General features: G+C 40.6%; 15 protein-coding genes and 1 riboswitch. Of the genes, 10 read left to right on the top strand and 5 right to left on the bottom strand.

Features of this window, described 5'->3' with window-relative positions:
• The first annotated feature begins 3 nt into the window (after positions 1 to 3).
• Genes aroC through H5S41_RS08760 form a run of 5 tightly spaced genes read left to right on the top strand, consistent with a single transcriptional unit; the run spans position 4 to position 4,585 of the window.
• Complete coding sequence (gene aroC, locus H5S41_RS08780; RefSeq protein ID WP_182603008.1) at positions 4 to 1,176, top strand: chorismate synthase; 1,173 nt, start codon at positions 4 to 6, stop codon at positions 1,174 to 1,176.
• Positions 1,176 to 1,730, top strand: coding sequence for a hypothetical protein (locus H5S41_RS08775; RefSeq protein ID WP_182603007.1), 555 nt, complete (start codon positions 1,176 to 1,178; stop codon positions 1,728 to 1,730). Before aroC ends, H5S41_RS08775 begins: the two co-directional genes overlap by 1 nt.
• The gene (gene aroA, locus H5S41_RS08770; protein WP_182603006.1) at positions 1,708 to 3,000 is read left to right on the top strand and encodes a 3-phosphoshikimate 1-carboxyvinyltransferase; all 1,293 of its coding nucleotides are present in this window, start codon (positions 1,708 to 1,710) and stop codon (positions 2,998 to 3,000) included. The genes H5S41_RS08775 and aroA overlap by 23 nt, the downstream gene beginning before the upstream one ends.
• A 2-nt stretch (positions 3,001 to 3,002) precedes the next feature.
• Entirely contained in the window at positions 3,003 to 4,079 is a 1,077-nt protein-coding gene (locus H5S41_RS08765; RefSeq protein WP_182603198.1) for a prephenate dehydrogenase, read from the top strand.
• A 2-nt stretch (positions 4,080 to 4,081) separates the two neighbouring features.
• Positions 4,082 to 4,585 carry a shikimate kinase gene (locus H5S41_RS08760; protein ID WP_220483290.1) on the top strand — a complete coding sequence of 168 codons (504 nt, stop codon included), beginning with the start codon at positions 4,082 to 4,084 and terminating at the stop codon, positions 4,583 to 4,585.
• A gap of 45 nt (positions 4,586 to 4,630) precedes the next feature.
• Here H5S41_RS08760 and H5S41_RS08755 read toward each other — a convergent pair whose 3' ends face one another.
• Positions 4,631 to 6,760, bottom strand: a complete 2,130-nt coding sequence (locus H5S41_RS08755) for an LTA synthase family protein (RefSeq protein WP_182598548.1) — start codon at positions 6,758 to 6,760, stop codon at positions 4,631 to 4,633.
• Between the two features lie 125 nt (positions 6,761 to 6,885).
• Entirely contained in the window at positions 6,886 to 7,155 is a 270-nt protein-coding gene (locus H5S41_RS08750) for a hypothetical protein (RefSeq protein ID WP_153709289.1), read from the bottom strand.
• Positions 7,156 to 7,287: 132 nt separating this feature from the next.
• On the opposite strand from H5S41_RS08750, the gene H5S41_RS08745 reads away from it, so the two are divergent.
• A complete protein-coding gene (locus H5S41_RS08745) occupies positions 7,288 to 7,941 on the top strand; it encodes a histidine phosphatase family protein (protein WP_182603005.1) in 654 nt (217 codons plus the stop codon).
• A gap of 130 nt (positions 7,942 to 8,071) precedes the next feature.
• On the opposite strand, the gene nhaC is transcribed toward H5S41_RS08745, so the two are convergent.
• Both nhaC and H5S41_RS08735 read right to left on the bottom strand, forming a co-directional pair.
• A complete protein-coding gene (gene nhaC, locus H5S41_RS08740) occupies positions 8,072 to 9,472 on the bottom strand; it encodes a Na+/H+ antiporter NhaC (RefSeq protein ID WP_182598550.1) in 1,401 nt (466 codons plus the stop codon).
• Between the two features lie 312 nt (positions 9,473 to 9,784).
• Positions 9,785 to 11,113, bottom strand: a complete 1,329-nt coding sequence (locus H5S41_RS08735; protein ID WP_153709286.1) for a nucleobase:cation symporter-2 family protein — start codon at positions 11,111 to 11,113, stop codon at positions 9,785 to 9,787.
• A gap of 105 nt (positions 11,114 to 11,218) precedes the next feature.
• A riboswitch (purine riboswitch) is annotated at positions 11,219 to 11,317 on the bottom strand.
• A gap of 167 nt (positions 11,318 to 11,484) precedes the next feature.
• Between H5S41_RS08735 and H5S41_RS08730 the strand changes: the two genes are divergently transcribed.
• Positions 11,485 to 12,918, top strand: coding sequence for a C69 family dipeptidase (locus H5S41_RS08730; RefSeq protein ID WP_182603004.1), 1,434 nt, complete (start codon positions 11,485 to 11,487; stop codon positions 12,916 to 12,918).
• A gap of 47 nt (positions 12,919 to 12,965) precedes the next feature.
• On the opposite strand, the gene H5S41_RS08725 is transcribed toward H5S41_RS08730, so the two are convergent.
• On the bottom strand, positions 12,966 to 13,883 hold the full coding sequence (locus H5S41_RS08725; protein ID WP_182598552.1) for a magnesium transporter CorA family protein: 918 nt from the start codon (positions 13,881 to 13,883) through the stop codon (positions 12,966 to 12,968).
• Between the two features lie 144 nt (positions 13,884 to 14,027).
• Here H5S41_RS08725 and H5S41_RS08720 point away from each other — a divergent pair, with 144 nt between their 5' ends.
• The 3 genes from H5S41_RS08720 to trxA are packed head-to-tail and all read left to right on the top strand — an operon-like array spanning position 14,028 to position 16,041.
• A complete protein-coding gene (locus tag H5S41_RS08720) occupies positions 14,028 to 14,966 on the top strand; it encodes an RluA family pseudouridine synthase (protein WP_182603003.1) in 939 nt (312 codons plus the stop codon).
• Positions 14,967 to 15,734 carry a MeeY/MeeF family manganese export membrane protein gene (locus H5S41_RS08715; RefSeq protein WP_153709282.1) on the top strand — a complete coding sequence of 256 codons (768 nt, stop codon included), beginning with the start codon at positions 14,967 to 14,969 and terminating at the stop codon, positions 15,732 to 15,734. It begins immediately after the preceding gene.
• A complete protein-coding gene (gene trxA, locus H5S41_RS08710; RefSeq protein WP_153709281.1) occupies positions 15,724 to 16,041 on the top strand; it encodes a thioredoxin in 318 nt (105 codons plus the stop codon). The genes H5S41_RS08715 and trxA overlap by 11 nt, the downstream gene beginning before the upstream one ends.
• Positions 16,042 to 16,189: the final 148 nt, after the last annotated feature.

The raw sequence follows: 16,189 nt of genomic DNA, 5'->3' as shown, positions 1-16,189 counted from the left end.
CACATGCATTACATTACAGCAGGAGAATCACATGGTCCGCAGTTAACGGGAATTATTGAAGGAATTCCGGCTGGTTTAACCATTAATGTTGACGAAATTAATCAGGCGCTAGCAAGCAGACAGGGAGGTTACGGGCGCGGGAACCGACAAAAGATTGAACATGATCAGGTTGAAATAGTTGGTGGTTTACGCCATGGGGTAACACTCGGCTCGCCGCTCGCGCTAGTTGTGAAAAATCGTGACCATGCGCACTGGTCTGAAATTATGAACCCAACTAGTCCGGCAACGCCAGCTAATACTGTTCGGCGGGTCGAACATCCCCGTCCTGGTCATGCGGACCTAGTTGGCGGAATGAAATATCGTCACCGCGATTTAAGAAATGTTCTGGAGCGTTCTTCTGCGCGGGAAACGGCAATCCGGGTTGCAATTGGGAATATTTGTGAACAGTTATTAGCAGCACTTGGAATTCAGGTGATCGGCTATGTTCAGCAAGTAGGATCGGTGAAAGCAGACGATGGCATTTCTCCAGCGCTAAATGTTGCGCAGATAAAAGAACAAGTGGAAGCTAATGATTTACGGATTCTTGATCAAGATAAGGTTGCATCAATTCATGATTTGATTGACCGAACGAAGCGTGCAGGTGATACCCTTGGCGGCGTTATCAGGGTAGTAGTTGAAAATGTCCCTGCTGGATTAGGCAGCTATGTTAGCTGGGACACTAAACTAGATGCTAAGTTAGCTGGTGCTGTTATGGGAGTGAATGCAATTAAAGGGGTTAGCTTTGGTGATGGCTTTAAGGACGCTACCAATTTGGGGAGTCAGGTAATGGATGAGATAAGCTATGATCCAGCGAACGGCTTTTCTCGGCTCACTAATCATCTCGGTGGCTTTGAAGGCGGGATGACTAATGGGATGCCAATCATTATTAATGCGGCAATGAAGCCAATCCCGACTCTTTACAAGCCATTGCAGACGGTAGATGTAAACACTAAGGAACCGTTAAAGGCAAATGTTGAACGATCAGATACGACGGCGATTGTTCCAGCATCAATTGTTGTTGAAAATGTTGTCGCAATTGAATTGGCTAAAGCGGTGACAGATGCATTTGAATCTTCAAATATTGAACGGCTTAAAGGTGAGATTGATCGTTACCGACGCGAATTGGTGGAATATTAATGATTATTCACACACTAGGGCCAGCGGAGACGGATAGTTATCAGGCAGCTGTGACTTATATTCGTAAACGGCATCTCGACGCGCAGATCAAATTGCATCCGAGCTTTGAAGACATATACCAGCACCTTGACCAGTTAACCGATAATTATTTGATTGTTCCCGCAGCGTTCCGAGATCAGCAGGGGGATAGCTGGGGTGATCTGCATTATCGATATATTAAACAGCTGCAATTAGTCGATAGTTTAGTAACCGAGCTGGCCTCCCTGGTGTTATTACAACGTACAGATACTAGCTCATCAGTTGCTTATACTCATGCTGCCACACTAGAGCTGTTACGGGAAAGCGTTAATGAAAAAGTAACAATCGTGACGGTTCCCAGTAAATATGAGGCTTATCAACGATTCGTAAATGACGGCCGGTACGCTTTAACAAGTAAGAAATTTGCCCGTTTGACGCCTGAAATACAGATTAAAGAAGAATATACTGCCAAGATGCTTTGGAGTATTTATCGAATACGAGGAGGAATAAAAGATGAAAAGATTGCTACCAGCTAAAAATGGGTTACATGGTACTTTGATAGTCCCAGGAGATAAGAGTATCTCACATCGTGCAATTATGTTGGGGGCAATCAGCCATGGTGATACAACGATTCATCACTTCCTCGATGGTGAAGACTGCCGCTCAACAATGCAGGCGTTCAGAGACCTTGGCATTAAAATTGAACAAGCAGGAACCGATGTGTTGGTTCACGGGCAAGGATTTGATGGATTAACGCAACCCGCAAACCCATTAGATATGGGGAACTCTGGAACAACGACCCGGTTGATGATGGGCATTTTGGCAGGAACAGACTTCACAACCGCTTTGATTGGCGATTCGTCGCTTCAAAAAAGACCGATGAAACGGGTTAGTCAACCTCTGAGTGTATTTGGCGGAAAGGTTGAACTGACGCAAAATGGAACGTTGCCAGCTAAAGTTATTGGTCACCCTTTGCACCATGCTGAATACCAAATGACAGTTGCTAGTGCCCAAGTAAAAAGTGCTTTGATTTTTGCAGCTTTACAAGCAGATGGCGTATCAACGATTATTGAAAAACTGCCAACTCGTAATCATACCGAGATTATGCTCCAACAATTCGGCGCCGAGATTATGACAAGGGATAACCGAATTATTTCAGTAGTACCGCACCCGCATTTAACGGGGCAAGTAGTCGAAGTGCCAGGGGATATATCCTCAGCGGCCTTTTTCCTTGTTGCCGGTACGATTGTTCCTAATTCAGAGATAACTTTACAGCGTGTTAACTTAAACCCAACCCGAACTGGAATCATTCGGGTCCTTCTAAAAATGGGCGCTGACTTATCAATTGAGGAATTACCAACGAAAGGCGAACCGTTGGGAAATATCACCGTTAAGACTAGTAAACTTCGCCCTATTAACATTGGAGCAGAAATGATCCCGAGTTTAATTGATGAATTACCGCTTGTTGCTTTGCTAGCGGCCTGTGCAAATGGACGTAGCGTAATTACTGGTGCAGAAGAATTACGGGTGAAAGAAACGGATCGGATTAAGACCGTTGTTGAAGAATTACGAAAATTAGGGGTTCATGTAGAGGAATTACCAGATGGCATGATTATTGATGGTCAGCCAACGTGGCAAGTTCGGAACCCGCAATTAGCAAGTTACGGTGACCACCGCATTGGCATGATGGGTGCAATCGCGGCCTTGAAAGCAAGTGATGAATTAACGATGACTAATGAGGAAGCAATTAATATTTCATATCCTGACTTCTTTACTGATTTAGGAACACTGACAGGGAGGAATTAATGGTGGAAACAGTTTTTATTAAGGGGCTGGGATTAATTGGCAGCTCATTAGCCCGCGCAATCAGACAGGACCATCCTCAAATACAAATTATTGCAAGTGATGTCAATGAAGAAACGCTGCAATATGCAAAAGAAAACAATATTGCAGACCGGGTTGTGACTGATATGACGGGGGTTGATCAGGCTGATTACATTATTTTGGCAAGTCCGGTTTCACAAATCATCAAGGATATTACCGCACTGGCTAATCTGAAATTAAAATCAGGAGTAATTATCACTGATGTCGGTAGTACCAAACAAACGATTATGCAGGCGGGCAAGGTCTTAACGCAACGGAACTTAACTTTTATCGGCGGCCACCCAATGGCAGGATCGCACAAGTCTGGTGTTCAAGCAGGACGCGCGGACCTAATTGAGAATGCCTACTACTTTTTATTGCCAGCATCAGAATCTACTGATACTTCAAAATTAACTTGGTTACTGGCGGGAACAAATGCTAAATGGCTTGAATTAACGCCATCTCAGCATGATAAAATTGTGGCCCAAATCAGCCATGTTCCACATATCATTGCGGCCGAATTGGTTAACCAGACCCAGCAGGCATTCAAAGATGAACCTGTTGGAATGCGAGTAGCCGCGGGAGGATTTAAATCAGTGACGAGAATTGCTGCCTCAGATCCAACTATGTGGAGTGCAATCCTGCTGAACAATAAGGAATTAATTTTGAAACAGTTAACCAGTTACATTACAGGGTTAGAAAACATTGGCGCTCTGATTAAAAAAGAAGACCGGTCAGCATTATTTGATTTCTTCAAGCAGGCTAAGGTAAGCCGCGAGAGTTTGAATACACCAGCCCGTGCACCATTCTACGATTTGTTCCTCAACATTCCGGATAAAAGTGGTGAAATCGCAAGGGTCACAGGGATGCTAGCAAAACATCATTTATCAATTATTAATATCCAAATTTTAGAAGTTCGCGAAGATATTAATGGAATCCTGCAATTAGTTTTCAACACGGAAGAAGCTCGTGACCAAGCTGCTCGTATTTTAGAAAAAGATTATGAAATAGTAACGAGGTGAAGATGGTGAAATTAATTTTGATTGGTTTTATGGGGAGCGGAAAGACAACGGTAAGTCAGCTTCTTGGTCAGCAACTAAATGAACAGGTTCTTGACTTAGACCGCGAAATTGAACGGCAGAGTCACCAAACTATTCCCCAAATTTTTGCGCAGAGTGGTGAACAAGGTTTTCGGCAACTTGAACACGATGTATTAAAACAAAGCATGGACTTTGAAGGAATCCTTGCAACTGGTGGAGGAACGCCATTGCGAGAGGACAACCTTCAATTACTTCGCCATGCGGGAGTTCCAGTTATCCTTCTTGCTGCAAGTCCAGAAGAGACCTACCGCCGGCTTCAACAACAGGATAACCGGCCGCTAGGAAATACATTAGACGTAGAGGGTATTCGTCAATTACAACATAAACGGCAACCATTTTACGATCGCTGTGCTGACTTGCGAATAGTGACAGATCACTTAACCCCAACGGAAATTGCACAACAGATAGTTAAATATCTTCAAAAATAAAGCTGCTATCCCAAGGTATTCGCCATGAGATAACAGCTTTTTTATCTATTTATTATTTGCATCTGGGTTAGTAATCTTAATTCGGTTTGAATCAGTTGATGAATGGTTTTGCTCAGGGGCATCGGTATCATAATCATCAACAGTTGACCGATCACCGTTTTCGGAGAAGATACTTGTTGATTTGATACCTTTTTCTTTTTCAATCTGTTCAGCGCGTTTAAGACCATTAGAGTAGTTATAATCAGCAGGATTAACATTCTTGAAGCCTTTTGGATGGTAGAAACGAAGCAGGTTTTTTTCGTTTAGTGAATCAGAAAGACTTAATTCTTCATTCACAAAATCCTGATCGCGTTTTAATTTTTCTTGTTGTTTTTTAGTTAGTTTTGCTTCTTTACCAGTTTTATTATTATAAATTGTTCCGCCGACACTAGTATAAGTAGGGGTAACAAAATCACGATTCCGGAAAGCAACTACCTGGTTATGCTTGCTAGAGAATAAATCAGTTCCAAACTGAATGTATCGTTTACTGCTAATTCCCAATAAGTGGAGCAGGGTTGGGAGGACATCAACTTCGCCACCATACGTATGATAAACCTTTCCGTGACCTGTTCCCGGAATGACAAACATTAGTGGAACTCGTTGAAGCTGAGCATTATCAAAGTCAGTCCAATCATCCGCATTCTTACCGAGAACACTAGCTAAGGAAGTATTTTCACTATTAGAAATCCCGTAATGGTCACCATAAATCATAATAACGGACTTTTTATCAAGACCGGTTTTTTGAAGGTAATTAAAGAATTCTTGAATTGACTGGTCGAGATAATGAGCTGTTACAAAGTAATTATCAACGTTGCTATCACCGGTATTAGTTGTTTGGAAGTTTGGATCCTTATCCTCATCATCGAGGGTATAAGGGAAGTGATTAGTAACTGTGATGTACTTAGCGTAGAAAGGCTGTTGCAAGCTTTGCAAATACTTCACCGAATTCTTAAATAATAGTTTATCTTTAAGACCGTATCCTGTAGCTTTGTCGCCGGACGTATCATAATAACTAGCATCAAAGAAGTATTGATAGCCTAAGTTTTTATAAACGTTATTACGGTTCCAGAAACTGGCAACATTTCCATGGAATACTGCACTAGTATAACCTGCCCGTTGATTTAGGATTGCTGGCGCACCTTGGAATGTATTGTCGCTTCCTAGAGTGGCAAATAGCGATCCTTGTGGTAGGCCGAACGTACTTGTTTCAAGGAGGTTTTCCGCATCACTGGTTTTTCCCTGACCGACCTGATGGAAGAAATTGTCAAATGAGTAGGTATCCTTACCGTTGTATAGCGAGTTAAGAAATGGTGTAACTTCTTGCCCGTTGATTTTCTTGTTAATTAAGAACTGTTGGAAACTTTCAAGGTGAATTATGATCACATTCCGTCCCTTAGCGATTCCATACATTTGCGGATTAGCAGGAGCGTAATGCTTATCAGTAAATTTCTTCACTTTTAATAATTCAGGCTTAGTGGCACTTTGCCGCATGTTGTTAATATGTTGCGATTTTACTAAATCATAACCGGTAAAAGTATCAATACCGAGATACTTTACGATATAAGAACGGTCAAACGTCCGACCCAGTAATTGAGGGCGGCTCATTTCCGCAAAGGATAAATTAACACCAAATAAGACGAGACCAACAGAACTAAAAGCAAATGCTAGGCGGGTTCCGATTGCTCGGGGGTCAAATTTGATAACCCTGCAGAGTAATAAAATAAGAATTATCACAATGTCTAGCCAGTAAAAGACATCGTGAAAGTTAGTGAGGGCTAATGAACTACCGCTTAATCCCTGATTAACTTTAGAATAACCAGTCATTGTAGCAATTGTCATAAAATCGGTAAATTCACGATAGTAGATGACATTTAAATAAAGTAATAATGTATTAGCAATGTCTAGCCCCATAATGACAGGGTAAAAGAATCGGGAGCGTTTAAAATAGAATGCCAAACTGTAAATAAAGAAGGTTGTGGCTAACGGATTAAAGATTAAAATAAGGTATTGAAAAATTCCCGTTACGCCAAGCTTAAAATCAGTAAAGTAAGCAAACAGGGTCTTTAACCAAAAAAGGATAACTAGGAGGGTGAAAAAACCAATCCTAGTATCCACAAATTTGCTTAATTTTTTCATTAGGAATGTTCCTCGCAATCAATGTGTTTTGTTCTCTATTATCGAAGTGAAAATTCGACAAATCAAGAATTATTTTATCACAGATTGCTGTAAAACATTCTTTTTCTGGAAATCATTGAAGAAACTTAATTCTTTGCTGGTACAGTTACTGGAGTAGGGGCAGGTAACCAGTCGTAATTGAATATTTTTTTGAGTTTCTTATTTACAGGAATCCAGATACCAGCCTTTAGAATATCAACTAACGATGCATGTAAGGTTTTATCTTGCCGATATTGTTGGGTTAGCGGAATTCTGAGTAAGTGCCCATCTTCAGTAATCACCGTAACATTTCTTTTAGTAACATTGATAATCTTCGCAGCAACGATGTTTGGTTGATTAGTGTCTCTAAGTTTCATATATAATGCCTTCCTCCTATATTGCTTAGTCTACGAGAATAATATGAAGGAAATATGTTTAAAGCTCAAAGTTAGTTCTTAAATAGTATTAAGAACTTGTAAGCGGTACAATAAACGTATGGAGGGATCGCGATGACTAAATTAAATATTTATCTTGTTCGTCACGGGCAAACTTTTTTTAATATCTATAACAAATTACAAGGGTGGAGTAACTCCCCGTTAACAATGAAAGGAAAAGAGGATGCAAAGCTAGCTGGAGAAAAGCTACAAAAAATTCACTTTGATGCTGCCTTTTGCAGTGACTTGCCCCGCGCAATGGAAACAGCGCAAGTAATCTTAAATATTAACCAAGCTGACTCGGTGGACCATCCAATAACTGCCCCTTATTTTCGGGAAGAGTTTTACGGATCATATGAAGGTACAAACATGGATTTTGCCTGGTATAATGCCGGAGCACCACATGGATTGAAGAACTTCCGCGAGATTGTTGAGAAATACTCTATCGGTCAAGCAAAAGACTGGCTAAAAGACGCTGACCCATTCCACGATGCTGAAAACAGTGAAGAATACTGGCAACGGATGGATAAAGGATTAGCGCTTATTCGCGATGCTGATTTACCTGACGGTGCGAATGTTTTATGGGTAAGTCATGGTAATACTCTATTAAGTTTAGTTGAACGCTTTGGGCATGGTAAATATGATGTAACAGAGCGTCCGGCTAATGGGAGCCTAACACGCGCAACGTTGACTGATGATGATATGGAAATTGTTGAATATAATAAGTAAAAGCGGAAGGACGGGAAGCTATTCGAGGTTTCATTTTCACGTCCCCACAAGCACAAATAGGACCTCAGCGTTCGGCTTTACCGAGTACTGAAGTCCTATTTTGTATTTTAGCGGGTTGATAAAACTTATATTATAGTTCCTTTGCACTAACAGCTTTATCTTGCTTTCCCTTTTGCCACTTCAAGCCGATACCAGTAATTCCGCTAAGAATAGAGAATACTGGGGAGAAGAGGCTAAAGAAAGCGAATGGAAGGAAGTGGAGAACCGGCACGCCAAGAGTTGAAGCCGCAAATGATCCGGCAACGCCCCATGGAATCAGGTAGTTGATAACACTTCCGCCATCCTCAAGAACCCGACTGAGTGCTAGTGGAGAGAGGTTCATTTTGTCAAAGGCACCTTTAAAGGCTTTACCAGGAAGAATAACAGAGAGGTACTGCTCACCGACAAAAAGGTTAATTCCGATACCAGAAAGAATTGTAACCGTAATAAGACTACCAGGCTTATGAAGGTGGTCAACGAGTGGCTTCATTGCTGATTGAACAATATTGAATTTCATTAAGATACCACCAAGCGAAAGGGTCACGATAATTAACGAAACGGTTCCCATCATACTGCTGACACCACCACGAGTTAGCAGGGTGTTGACAGTTGTATCGCTAGTATGAGCAACGAAACCATCACTGATCAGTTTTGCCAGCGACTGAAGGGATGTCCCGGATTTTTGGAAGAAGATCATGCCAACAGTCACGATAATATTGATAAATAGTGTTGGGATAGCTGGAATGTGTCGCCAAGCACAAATAAACATTAAGGCAATTGGTAATAAGGCCCACCATGAAATTGAAAAATGTTGGTTAAGGATAGTAATTGTGTGCGCTATTTTACTAGCACTCATGTGTGAACTGGAATTGCCAAGGAACCAGAATAGGATTAAGGAAACGATGAAGGATGGAATTGTTGACCACATCATGTTCTTAATGTGAGCAAAAAGGTCGCTACCGGCAATCGCAGAAGCAAGATTAGTTGAATCAGAAAGAGGTGACATCTTATCACCAAAGACGGCACCAGAAATAATTGCACCAGCTACTAATGCGGGATTTGCATTGAGGGCAACCCCCATACCAAAGAGAGCAATACCGATTGTTGAAATAGTTGTGAAGCCACTACCAATTGATAGCCCGACTAAGGAGCAGACGATAAACGTTGAGGGTACAAAGAATTGACTGCTGATTAGTTTAAAGCCGACAATCATGATGGTTGGGATAACCCCCGCTTGAATCCACACGGCAATCAGGGCACCGATAAGGATGAAGATAAAGATAGGGATAATTGCGGTACCGATTCCCTCTTGAATTCCTTGATGGATTTCGTCCCAACTGGCGCCCCGGAATTTAACCCAGAAAATAAGCAAAGCAATGACAAACAATACAGGGATCTGTGGTGATAGTCCAAACTTAATCACCGCTGTTCCCAAGATAATTAGCATAATTAGTAAGAGGGTTATCGCCTCTTTGAAATGAATATTTTTCATTAAAATTCCTCCTTAGAAATAAAAAAGCCCCGTTGATATTTACATCAACGGGACGATTAATTTTAAACCGCGGTACCACCCACTTGCGCATACTGATATTATGCACGCTCATATCAGGTGGTAACGGCACTGAATATGGCCGGACAATCTAAATCTCGTGATAATTCGAATCACTCCGCCTGACCGGTTCGCACTTAACCACCGGCTCTCTTACCCCTAACGAAGGACCTACTGAAACGATAATTGTTGCAATTATAATATCGTGCTTAGATTTGAATGTCAATAACTAAATTAAAGAATGATGAGAAAGAACTAATTAGCAGATGCCCATCGATGATTAAATAATAGGTTGAGCAATACCGCTGAAATGCTGGTAACGACAATTCCGTTACCGAGAATAATTTGAAATTCTGTTGGCATATGTTGGAATAACTGTGGATACATGGTAATTCCAAGACCAAGCCCGATTGAGACAGATGCGGTTAAGAGGTTGGCATTATTTGAAAAGTCAACCTTATGAAGGATTTGAACTCCCTGAACACCGACCATTCCAAACATAACAATCATGGCACCGCCAAGCACTGGTTCTGGAATAACGGTGGCTAGTGCGCCGACCTTAGGCAATAGGCCGAGTAATAGTAATAGAAAGGCAGCATAGTAAACCGGCTGCCGGCTTTTTACTCCCGACATTTTAAGGACACCGACATTTTCCGAAAAAGTTGAATAAGGGAACGTATTAAAAAGTCCGCCTAGAACTGCGGCGATGCCCTCAGCCCGGTAACCACGTTCAAGGTCTTTTGTTGTTAATTGGCGTCCGGTAATATCGCTAAGGGCAAAGAAAACACCTGTTGATTCAATCATTGTAGTAAGAGAAACAAGGATCATTGTAATCATTGCACTAGTGTCAAAACGGGGGATGCCGAAGAAGAAAAGCTGCGGGGCATGGAACCACGCGGCCTCGCTAACTGGCTTGAGGGAAACAAACCCCATTGCCCCGGCGATGAATGAAGAAATTAAAATTCCTAATAAAATTGCGATTGATTTCATAAAGCCTCGTGCAAAAGCATTAAATACCAAAATTATGATAATTGTTAAGAAACCAATGAAAAGGTTAGCAGGTGCACCAAACGAAGCAGCAGTTGGCGTGCCGCCTCCCAGATCTTGGAAACCAACCGGAACAAGGGTAAAACCGATAATAGTAATTAAAGAACCTGTCACTACTGGCGGGAAGAGTTTTTTTAGTCGGGCAAAAAAGCCGGCAATTAAGAACACAAAAATTCCGGCAGCAATAATGGCCCCATACATGTAGGTGATTCCAAGTTTACCGCCAATTGTCTCTAAGGGCGTTACAGCCTGAACGGCACATCCGAGAACAACTGGTAAACCAATCCCAGTTAATGGTGTTTGTTTTAATTGCAAGAGAGTCGCAATTCCGCACATAAAGATATCAATTGAAACAAGGTAGGTCATCTGAAGGGTTGTAAAATGTAGGTAATGACCTATTAATAGCGGGACAAGAACGTCTCCTGAGTACATAGCAAGTAAATGTTGAAACCCAAGAATAAAGTTTTGCCATTGACGGGTAAAATCGAGTTTAGTGCGGTGACTAGGTGCTTGAATAGATGAAACAGGTTCTTTCAAAATATACCTCCTCAAAAATTAACACGCCTAAATAAAAATAAGAGCCTGAAAAATTTCCAGCCTCTCTACCGATTTTTAAAGCTTTAAGTTAAAAACAGACAGTATCAGTTTTTAAGAAGTGCTTATAGTCTAAAGTTTACGGCTTTAGGTAGAAACTAACCGACCATATTTCGGTATTATATAGGCTATTTATTTTAATGTTGTTATCCTAGCATTAATCGCGGCTATTTTCAATGCTTAGTTCGGAATCTGCCGTTAAAAGTGACGATTGATATTGGTAAATGTTCATTTATTATGCTTTTAAATATAATCTTTGATGGAGTGGTATCATTAAGAAGTACATTAACTACCATGGAAGGAAGCGTATTGTGATGAAGAAGCTAATGAGTAGTTGTACTGCAATGCTTGTCGGAAAAGATGCTACAATTGACGGCTCGACGATTATTGCACGTGATGAAGATGCTGAGGATGGGGTTAACCCGAAAACTTTTAAGATTTTTCCAGCGAAGGATTATACTGGAGAACATTATGTATCAAAATATAATGGTTTAACAGTAGAAATGGAAGGACAAGGATGCCGTTACACAGCGACTCCTAATGGTGTTCCAGATGACGGACGATGGGATGAACAGGGGATTAATGAATACAATGTTGCAATGAGCGCCACTGAAACCGAAATGACAAATGCACGGGTGCTTGGGCATGACCCGTTAGTTGAAAACGGGGTTAACGAAGATTCAATGGTTTATCTTGTCTTGCCATTTATTAAGTCGGCTCGCGAAGGGGTTCAGCGTTTAGGAAGACTTATCGAAAAGTATGGCACTGGTGAAAGTAATGGAATTGCCTTTAGTGATAAAGATGAGGTATGGTACTTTGAGACTGGTGGCGGCCATCAATGGGTTGCCCAGCGAATTCCGGATGATGCCTATGCGATTGCCCCAAACATTATGTGTATTGAAGAGATTGATTTTAATGATCACGATAACTTCATGTATGCACCACAAATTCAGAACTTTGTTGAAAAGTACCACTTAAATCCTAATCCACAAACATTTAATTTTCGCAATATTTTTGGAACACAAGATGAAGCTGATGCCTACTATAACACGCCACGTTCCTGGTACGGGCAAAAACTCTTCACGCCATCATTAGAACAAGAACCTACTAGTCAGAATATTCCCTTTATCCAACACGCTGAGAAGAAAATTGCGATTGAAGATGTTGAATATTTCTTATCATCGCACTACAATGGCACGCCATATGATCCAATGGGCACATTCGCTTCTGGGGACCTTAAAGAACAGCGGAAATTTCGTTCTATTGCGCTTGATCGTAATCAAAGCTCATGCATTTTACAAATTCGTCATGATGTACCCGCTCAGTATGCTGCAATTCAATGGATTAATTTCGGCTTTTACTGCTATAGTCCATATGTTCCATTCTTTACTAACATTTGTGATACACCTGCTAAATACAAGTATGCAACCAATGATGCGCAACCGGATAAAAGTGCTTATTGGTTAAACAAGTTGTTGGAAGTAATTGTTGAACCTCGTTACCACGACTTTATCAATGAAGTGAATGACTTTCGTGACCGTTGCCAAAGCTATGGGGTGAGTCGTGTTGATAAAATTACGGAAGTAGCCCAGATTCAGAATTCGGCTAATTTAATTAATTACTTAACTGAACAAAATATGAAAACTGCTAACCATGTTTTAAACGAAACTCATGAACTAATTAATCAGCTTTTACATGAAGCATTATTAAATTCTAAGTTCCAGTTTGAACGCGGTGATAATTTATAAAAAATAGGAAAAGTTAAGAACTTATCGTGTTCTCAGCTTTTCCTATTTTATTTCCACCAATGACGGTTAATCAGGAAGATCACACATGCCAACATTAAAACTAAAGTGATAAAAATGGTGAAGACCCATGAGTATGTTCCATTGGCAAGCGGTAACTTCACGTTTTCGCCATAAAAACCAGAAACAATTGTTGGAATCGAAAGGACAATTGAATAAATGGTGAGATATTTCATTGTTTGGTTTAAGTCACTATCGAGAACCTTGCTGTAGGCATTAGAAACACGAGCAGAAACGTCTGAGGTCATTTGCGCCATTTCTAGACCTTGTTGGGCTTCGATAATGACATCGTCAAGATCATTATATTGTTTAGTAGTGATATGGTTGCCAAAGCGTCGTTTAAATTCTTCAAGTAAGGAAACATTTCCTTTGAGGGAGGTAAGAATATAAACTAAGCCGGTTTCGATTTCCATAAATTGGGTAATAGCTTGTCGTCCAGTTCGGCGCTGAAGATTTCGTTGAATTTCTTGTCGCTGTTGGTCTGCACGACGAAGCGGACCGAAATAATCAGTAGAAAGGCGGTAAAGGACGGGGAAAACCAAGTTTAGCTTGTCTTCATTATTGCCATGCTTTTTTAGCAATTGAAGCTGATTGGCAACAATTCCGTTCACAAAATTAGTTTTCGCATTTGTGAAGGTAATAATATTATTTGCAGTTAGCATAATCCCAATTGGTGCTGTTTGCGGGGCAGTGACTGCATGAGTTGGGACGTAAACATCAAAAATTAATAATGTGACACCGGCATCTTGATCAATTTCAACCCGGGCTTTTTCGTATGGGTCAATCGCATAATCAAGTAACTCTTGAGTAACCTCATATTTTTCGATTAAGTCTAGTCGTTCATGGGGAAGGGGTTCAAATATACTTATCCATTTACTATGATCATTAATCTGCTCGGTTGTTAACATCAGTACTCATCCCCTTAAATTTACTCATATTCTATTCAACGCTATTATTGCTAAAAAGTAAACCTGCTTGAAAATATTCTAAATATTTCCTGGGAAATAAAGTAAAATAACTTTATTAAAGTTCGACTAAAAGAGGTAAATGAAATGAATTATCAATGGCAGATTATCGAAACGTTAAGTGATAATCAGGAGATTAAACCATTGCGTCACTTGCTTCACGATCAATGGCTGCTCCCTAACCGATTAATTCACTACCTAAGGGTTAGGCGCTCAGTGCTCGTTAATGGAAAATATATTTCGATGAATGAACATGTCCAAAGTGAAGATGAGATTTTACTACAGTTCTGTGGTGATGAGGTCCGTACACCGGATGCAAACGACTATGTGCCCTCTGCTCATCCGCACTTAAAGGTCTTATATGAAAATCGTGATTTATTAGTAGTGAATAAGCCTCGGGGACAAAAGACCCATCCAAATTATCACGGGGAGCCGGGAACTTTAATGAATGATGTTGCTGGTTACTTAGCGGATAGTGAAAATAATGCTTATATGGTTCATCGAATTGATCTTCAAACAAGTGGCGCCGTTATTATTGCCAAGAATCCGATTGTAGTACCGATTCTTAACCGCTTAATTAGTGATGGCCGCATTCACCGTCAATATTTGGCGGTCGTTGAAGGAAAAATGCAAGGGCAGGGAGAACTAAGCTGGCCAATTGGACGCAACCCAGTTAATCCACATCTTCATCAGGTCAATGGGGAAAATGCACAACCGGCGCTAACATATTATCAGGTCATCGCTAGCAACCAAGCGCGGTCACTTGTAAAACTTCAATTAGCGACAGGACGGACGCATCAGTTGCGAGTTCACTTGGCACATAGCGGGCACCCGATTGTCGGCGATCCGCTTTATAATCCAAAGTCGACAGAAGGAATGCTTTTGCATGGGTGGAAGCAAAAGTTAATATTGCCATTTATAATGAAATCTTTAAACATTACTGCCCCGTTACCGTCCTATTTTCAAAATTATTTGGTAAAATATAACTTAGCAAAAGATACAAATTTGAATAAAGGAGGACATTAATTGTCACTTTTAGAGAAGTTGTATGGACCATTTTTTGATCCACATAACTGGGCAACGGTTGTTACATCAGGACAAGATTGGTTGATTATTCTATCGTTAGTTATGATTGAATGTTTACTGTCTGTCGATAACGCTGTTGTATTAGCAGCTCAGACTCGAGTATTACCAACGTTAAAAGAACAAGAAGAATCGCTTTTCTATGGGATTTGGGGTTCTTACCTTTTCCGATTTTTAATTATCGGAATTGGTGTCTACCTGATTAACTTTTGGGAAATCAAAGTTATTGGAGCTGCCTATTTAATTTACCTTGTCTATCGTTACTTCCACAACAAGTTTTTTGGTAAACGGGCGATGCGTAAGGCGCGAACAGGTAAGTCCAGATTATCGGGACGGAAGCTGTTTTGGATGGTTGTCTTACAAATCGAGTTCATGGATATTATTTTCTCAATTGACTCGGTACTAGCGTCATTAGCTGTTTCAGAAAACCCAGTGATCGTTTTAATTGGTGGGTTGATTGGGATTGCATGTATGCGTGGAATTGCAGAGGTGATCATGAAGTTAATGCGGAAGGTACCTGAATTGGAACCAATGGCATATATTTTAATCTTTGTGATTGCAATTAAGTTATTCTTGACGATCCCGGCTATTGATATTGAGATTCCATCAGGGATTTTTGGTAGTTTTATCTTGCTTGTTTTTGCCGTAACGATTATCATACATTTTATGCGCAGATCACGAAAAAAGAAGGTAGGTAAAAATGGCAATTAATGCGACACCAGCAGACTTTGACGAAATCATCCAGGGTCCGCTAACAATTGTTGATTTTTGGGCACCATGGTGTGGGCCATGTAAGATGATGGAACCAGTAATGGAAAAGCTTGAGCAACGATTCGGCGATAAAATAAAATTTGTTAAGTTAAACGTGGATGGCAACCAAAGTATTGCTCAACAATATAAGGTGATGAGTGTCCCAAGTTTAGTTCTTTTCCGCAATGGTGAAGCTAAGGAAAAGGTGACGGGTGTTTATCCAGAAGCAAAACTGGCTCATTATTTTGAACGTAAAATAAGTGAATAACGGTATAAGGGAAGTTGCGATGGCTTCCTTTTTTAATATCTCTTAAACAAATTTAGAATTTGCTTATAAATTTTAGAAATAGTTTATAGAAACTCCTAATTTTGACCACCAACTTGTTTCCGCTTTCATTTATACTTAGTGTAGTTAC

The sequence above is a fragment of the Limosilactobacillus albertensis genome (assembly GCF_014145555.1).
GTDB classification, from domain to species: Bacteria; Bacillota; Bacilli; order Lactobacillales; family Lactobacillaceae; genus Limosilactobacillus; species Limosilactobacillus albertensis.
Note: the sequence above shows the minus strand (reverse complement) of the source record. Positions and strands in the feature narration are given on the sequence as shown.

What these genes read in the sequence shown, in the direction of transcription:
- aroC (WP_182603008.1), top strand. Translation starts at nt 4, where the DNA reads ATGCATTACATTACAGCAGGAGAATCACATGGTCCGCAGTTAACGGGA.
- H5S41_RS08775 (WP_182603007.1), top strand. Translation starts at nt 1,176, where the DNA reads ATGATTATTCACACACTAGGGCCAGCGGAGACGGATAGTTATCAGGCA.
- aroA (WP_182603006.1), top strand. Translation starts at nt 1,708, where the DNA reads ATGAAAAGATTGCTACCAGCTAAAAATGGGTTACATGGTACTTTGATA.
- H5S41_RS08760 (WP_220483290.1), top strand. Translation starts at nt 4,082, where the DNA reads ATGGTGAAATTAATTTTGATTGGTTTTATGGGGAGCGGAAAGACAACG.
- H5S41_RS08755 (WP_182598548.1), bottom strand. Translation starts at nt 6,760, where the DNA reads ATGAAAAAATTAAGCAAATTTGTGGATACTAGGATTGGTTTTTTCACC.
- H5S41_RS08750 (WP_153709289.1), bottom strand. Translation starts at nt 7,155, where the DNA reads ATGAAACTTAGAGACACTAATCAACCAAACATCGTTGCTGCGAAGATT.
- H5S41_RS08745 (WP_182603005.1), top strand. Translation starts at nt 7,288, where the DNA reads ATGACTAAATTAAATATTTATCTTGTTCGTCACGGGCAAACTTTTTTT.
- nhaC (WP_182598550.1), bottom strand. Translation starts at nt 9,472, where the DNA reads ATGAAAAATATTCATTTCAAAGAGGCGATAACCCTCTTACTAATTATG.
- H5S41_RS08730 (WP_182603004.1), top strand. Translation starts at nt 11,485, where the DNA reads ATGAAGAAGCTAATGAGTAGTTGTACTGCAATGCTTGTCGGAAAAGAT.
- H5S41_RS08725 (WP_182598552.1), bottom strand. Translation starts at nt 13,883, where the DNA reads ATGTTAACAACCGAGCAGATTAATGATCATAGTAAATGGATAAGTATA.
- H5S41_RS08720 (WP_182603003.1), top strand. Translation starts at nt 14,028, where the DNA reads ATGAATTATCAATGGCAGATTATCGAAACGTTAAGTGATAATCAGGAG.
- trxA (WP_153709281.1), top strand. Translation starts at nt 15,724, where the DNA reads ATGGCAATTAATGCGACACCAGCAGACTTTGACGAAATCATCCAGGGT.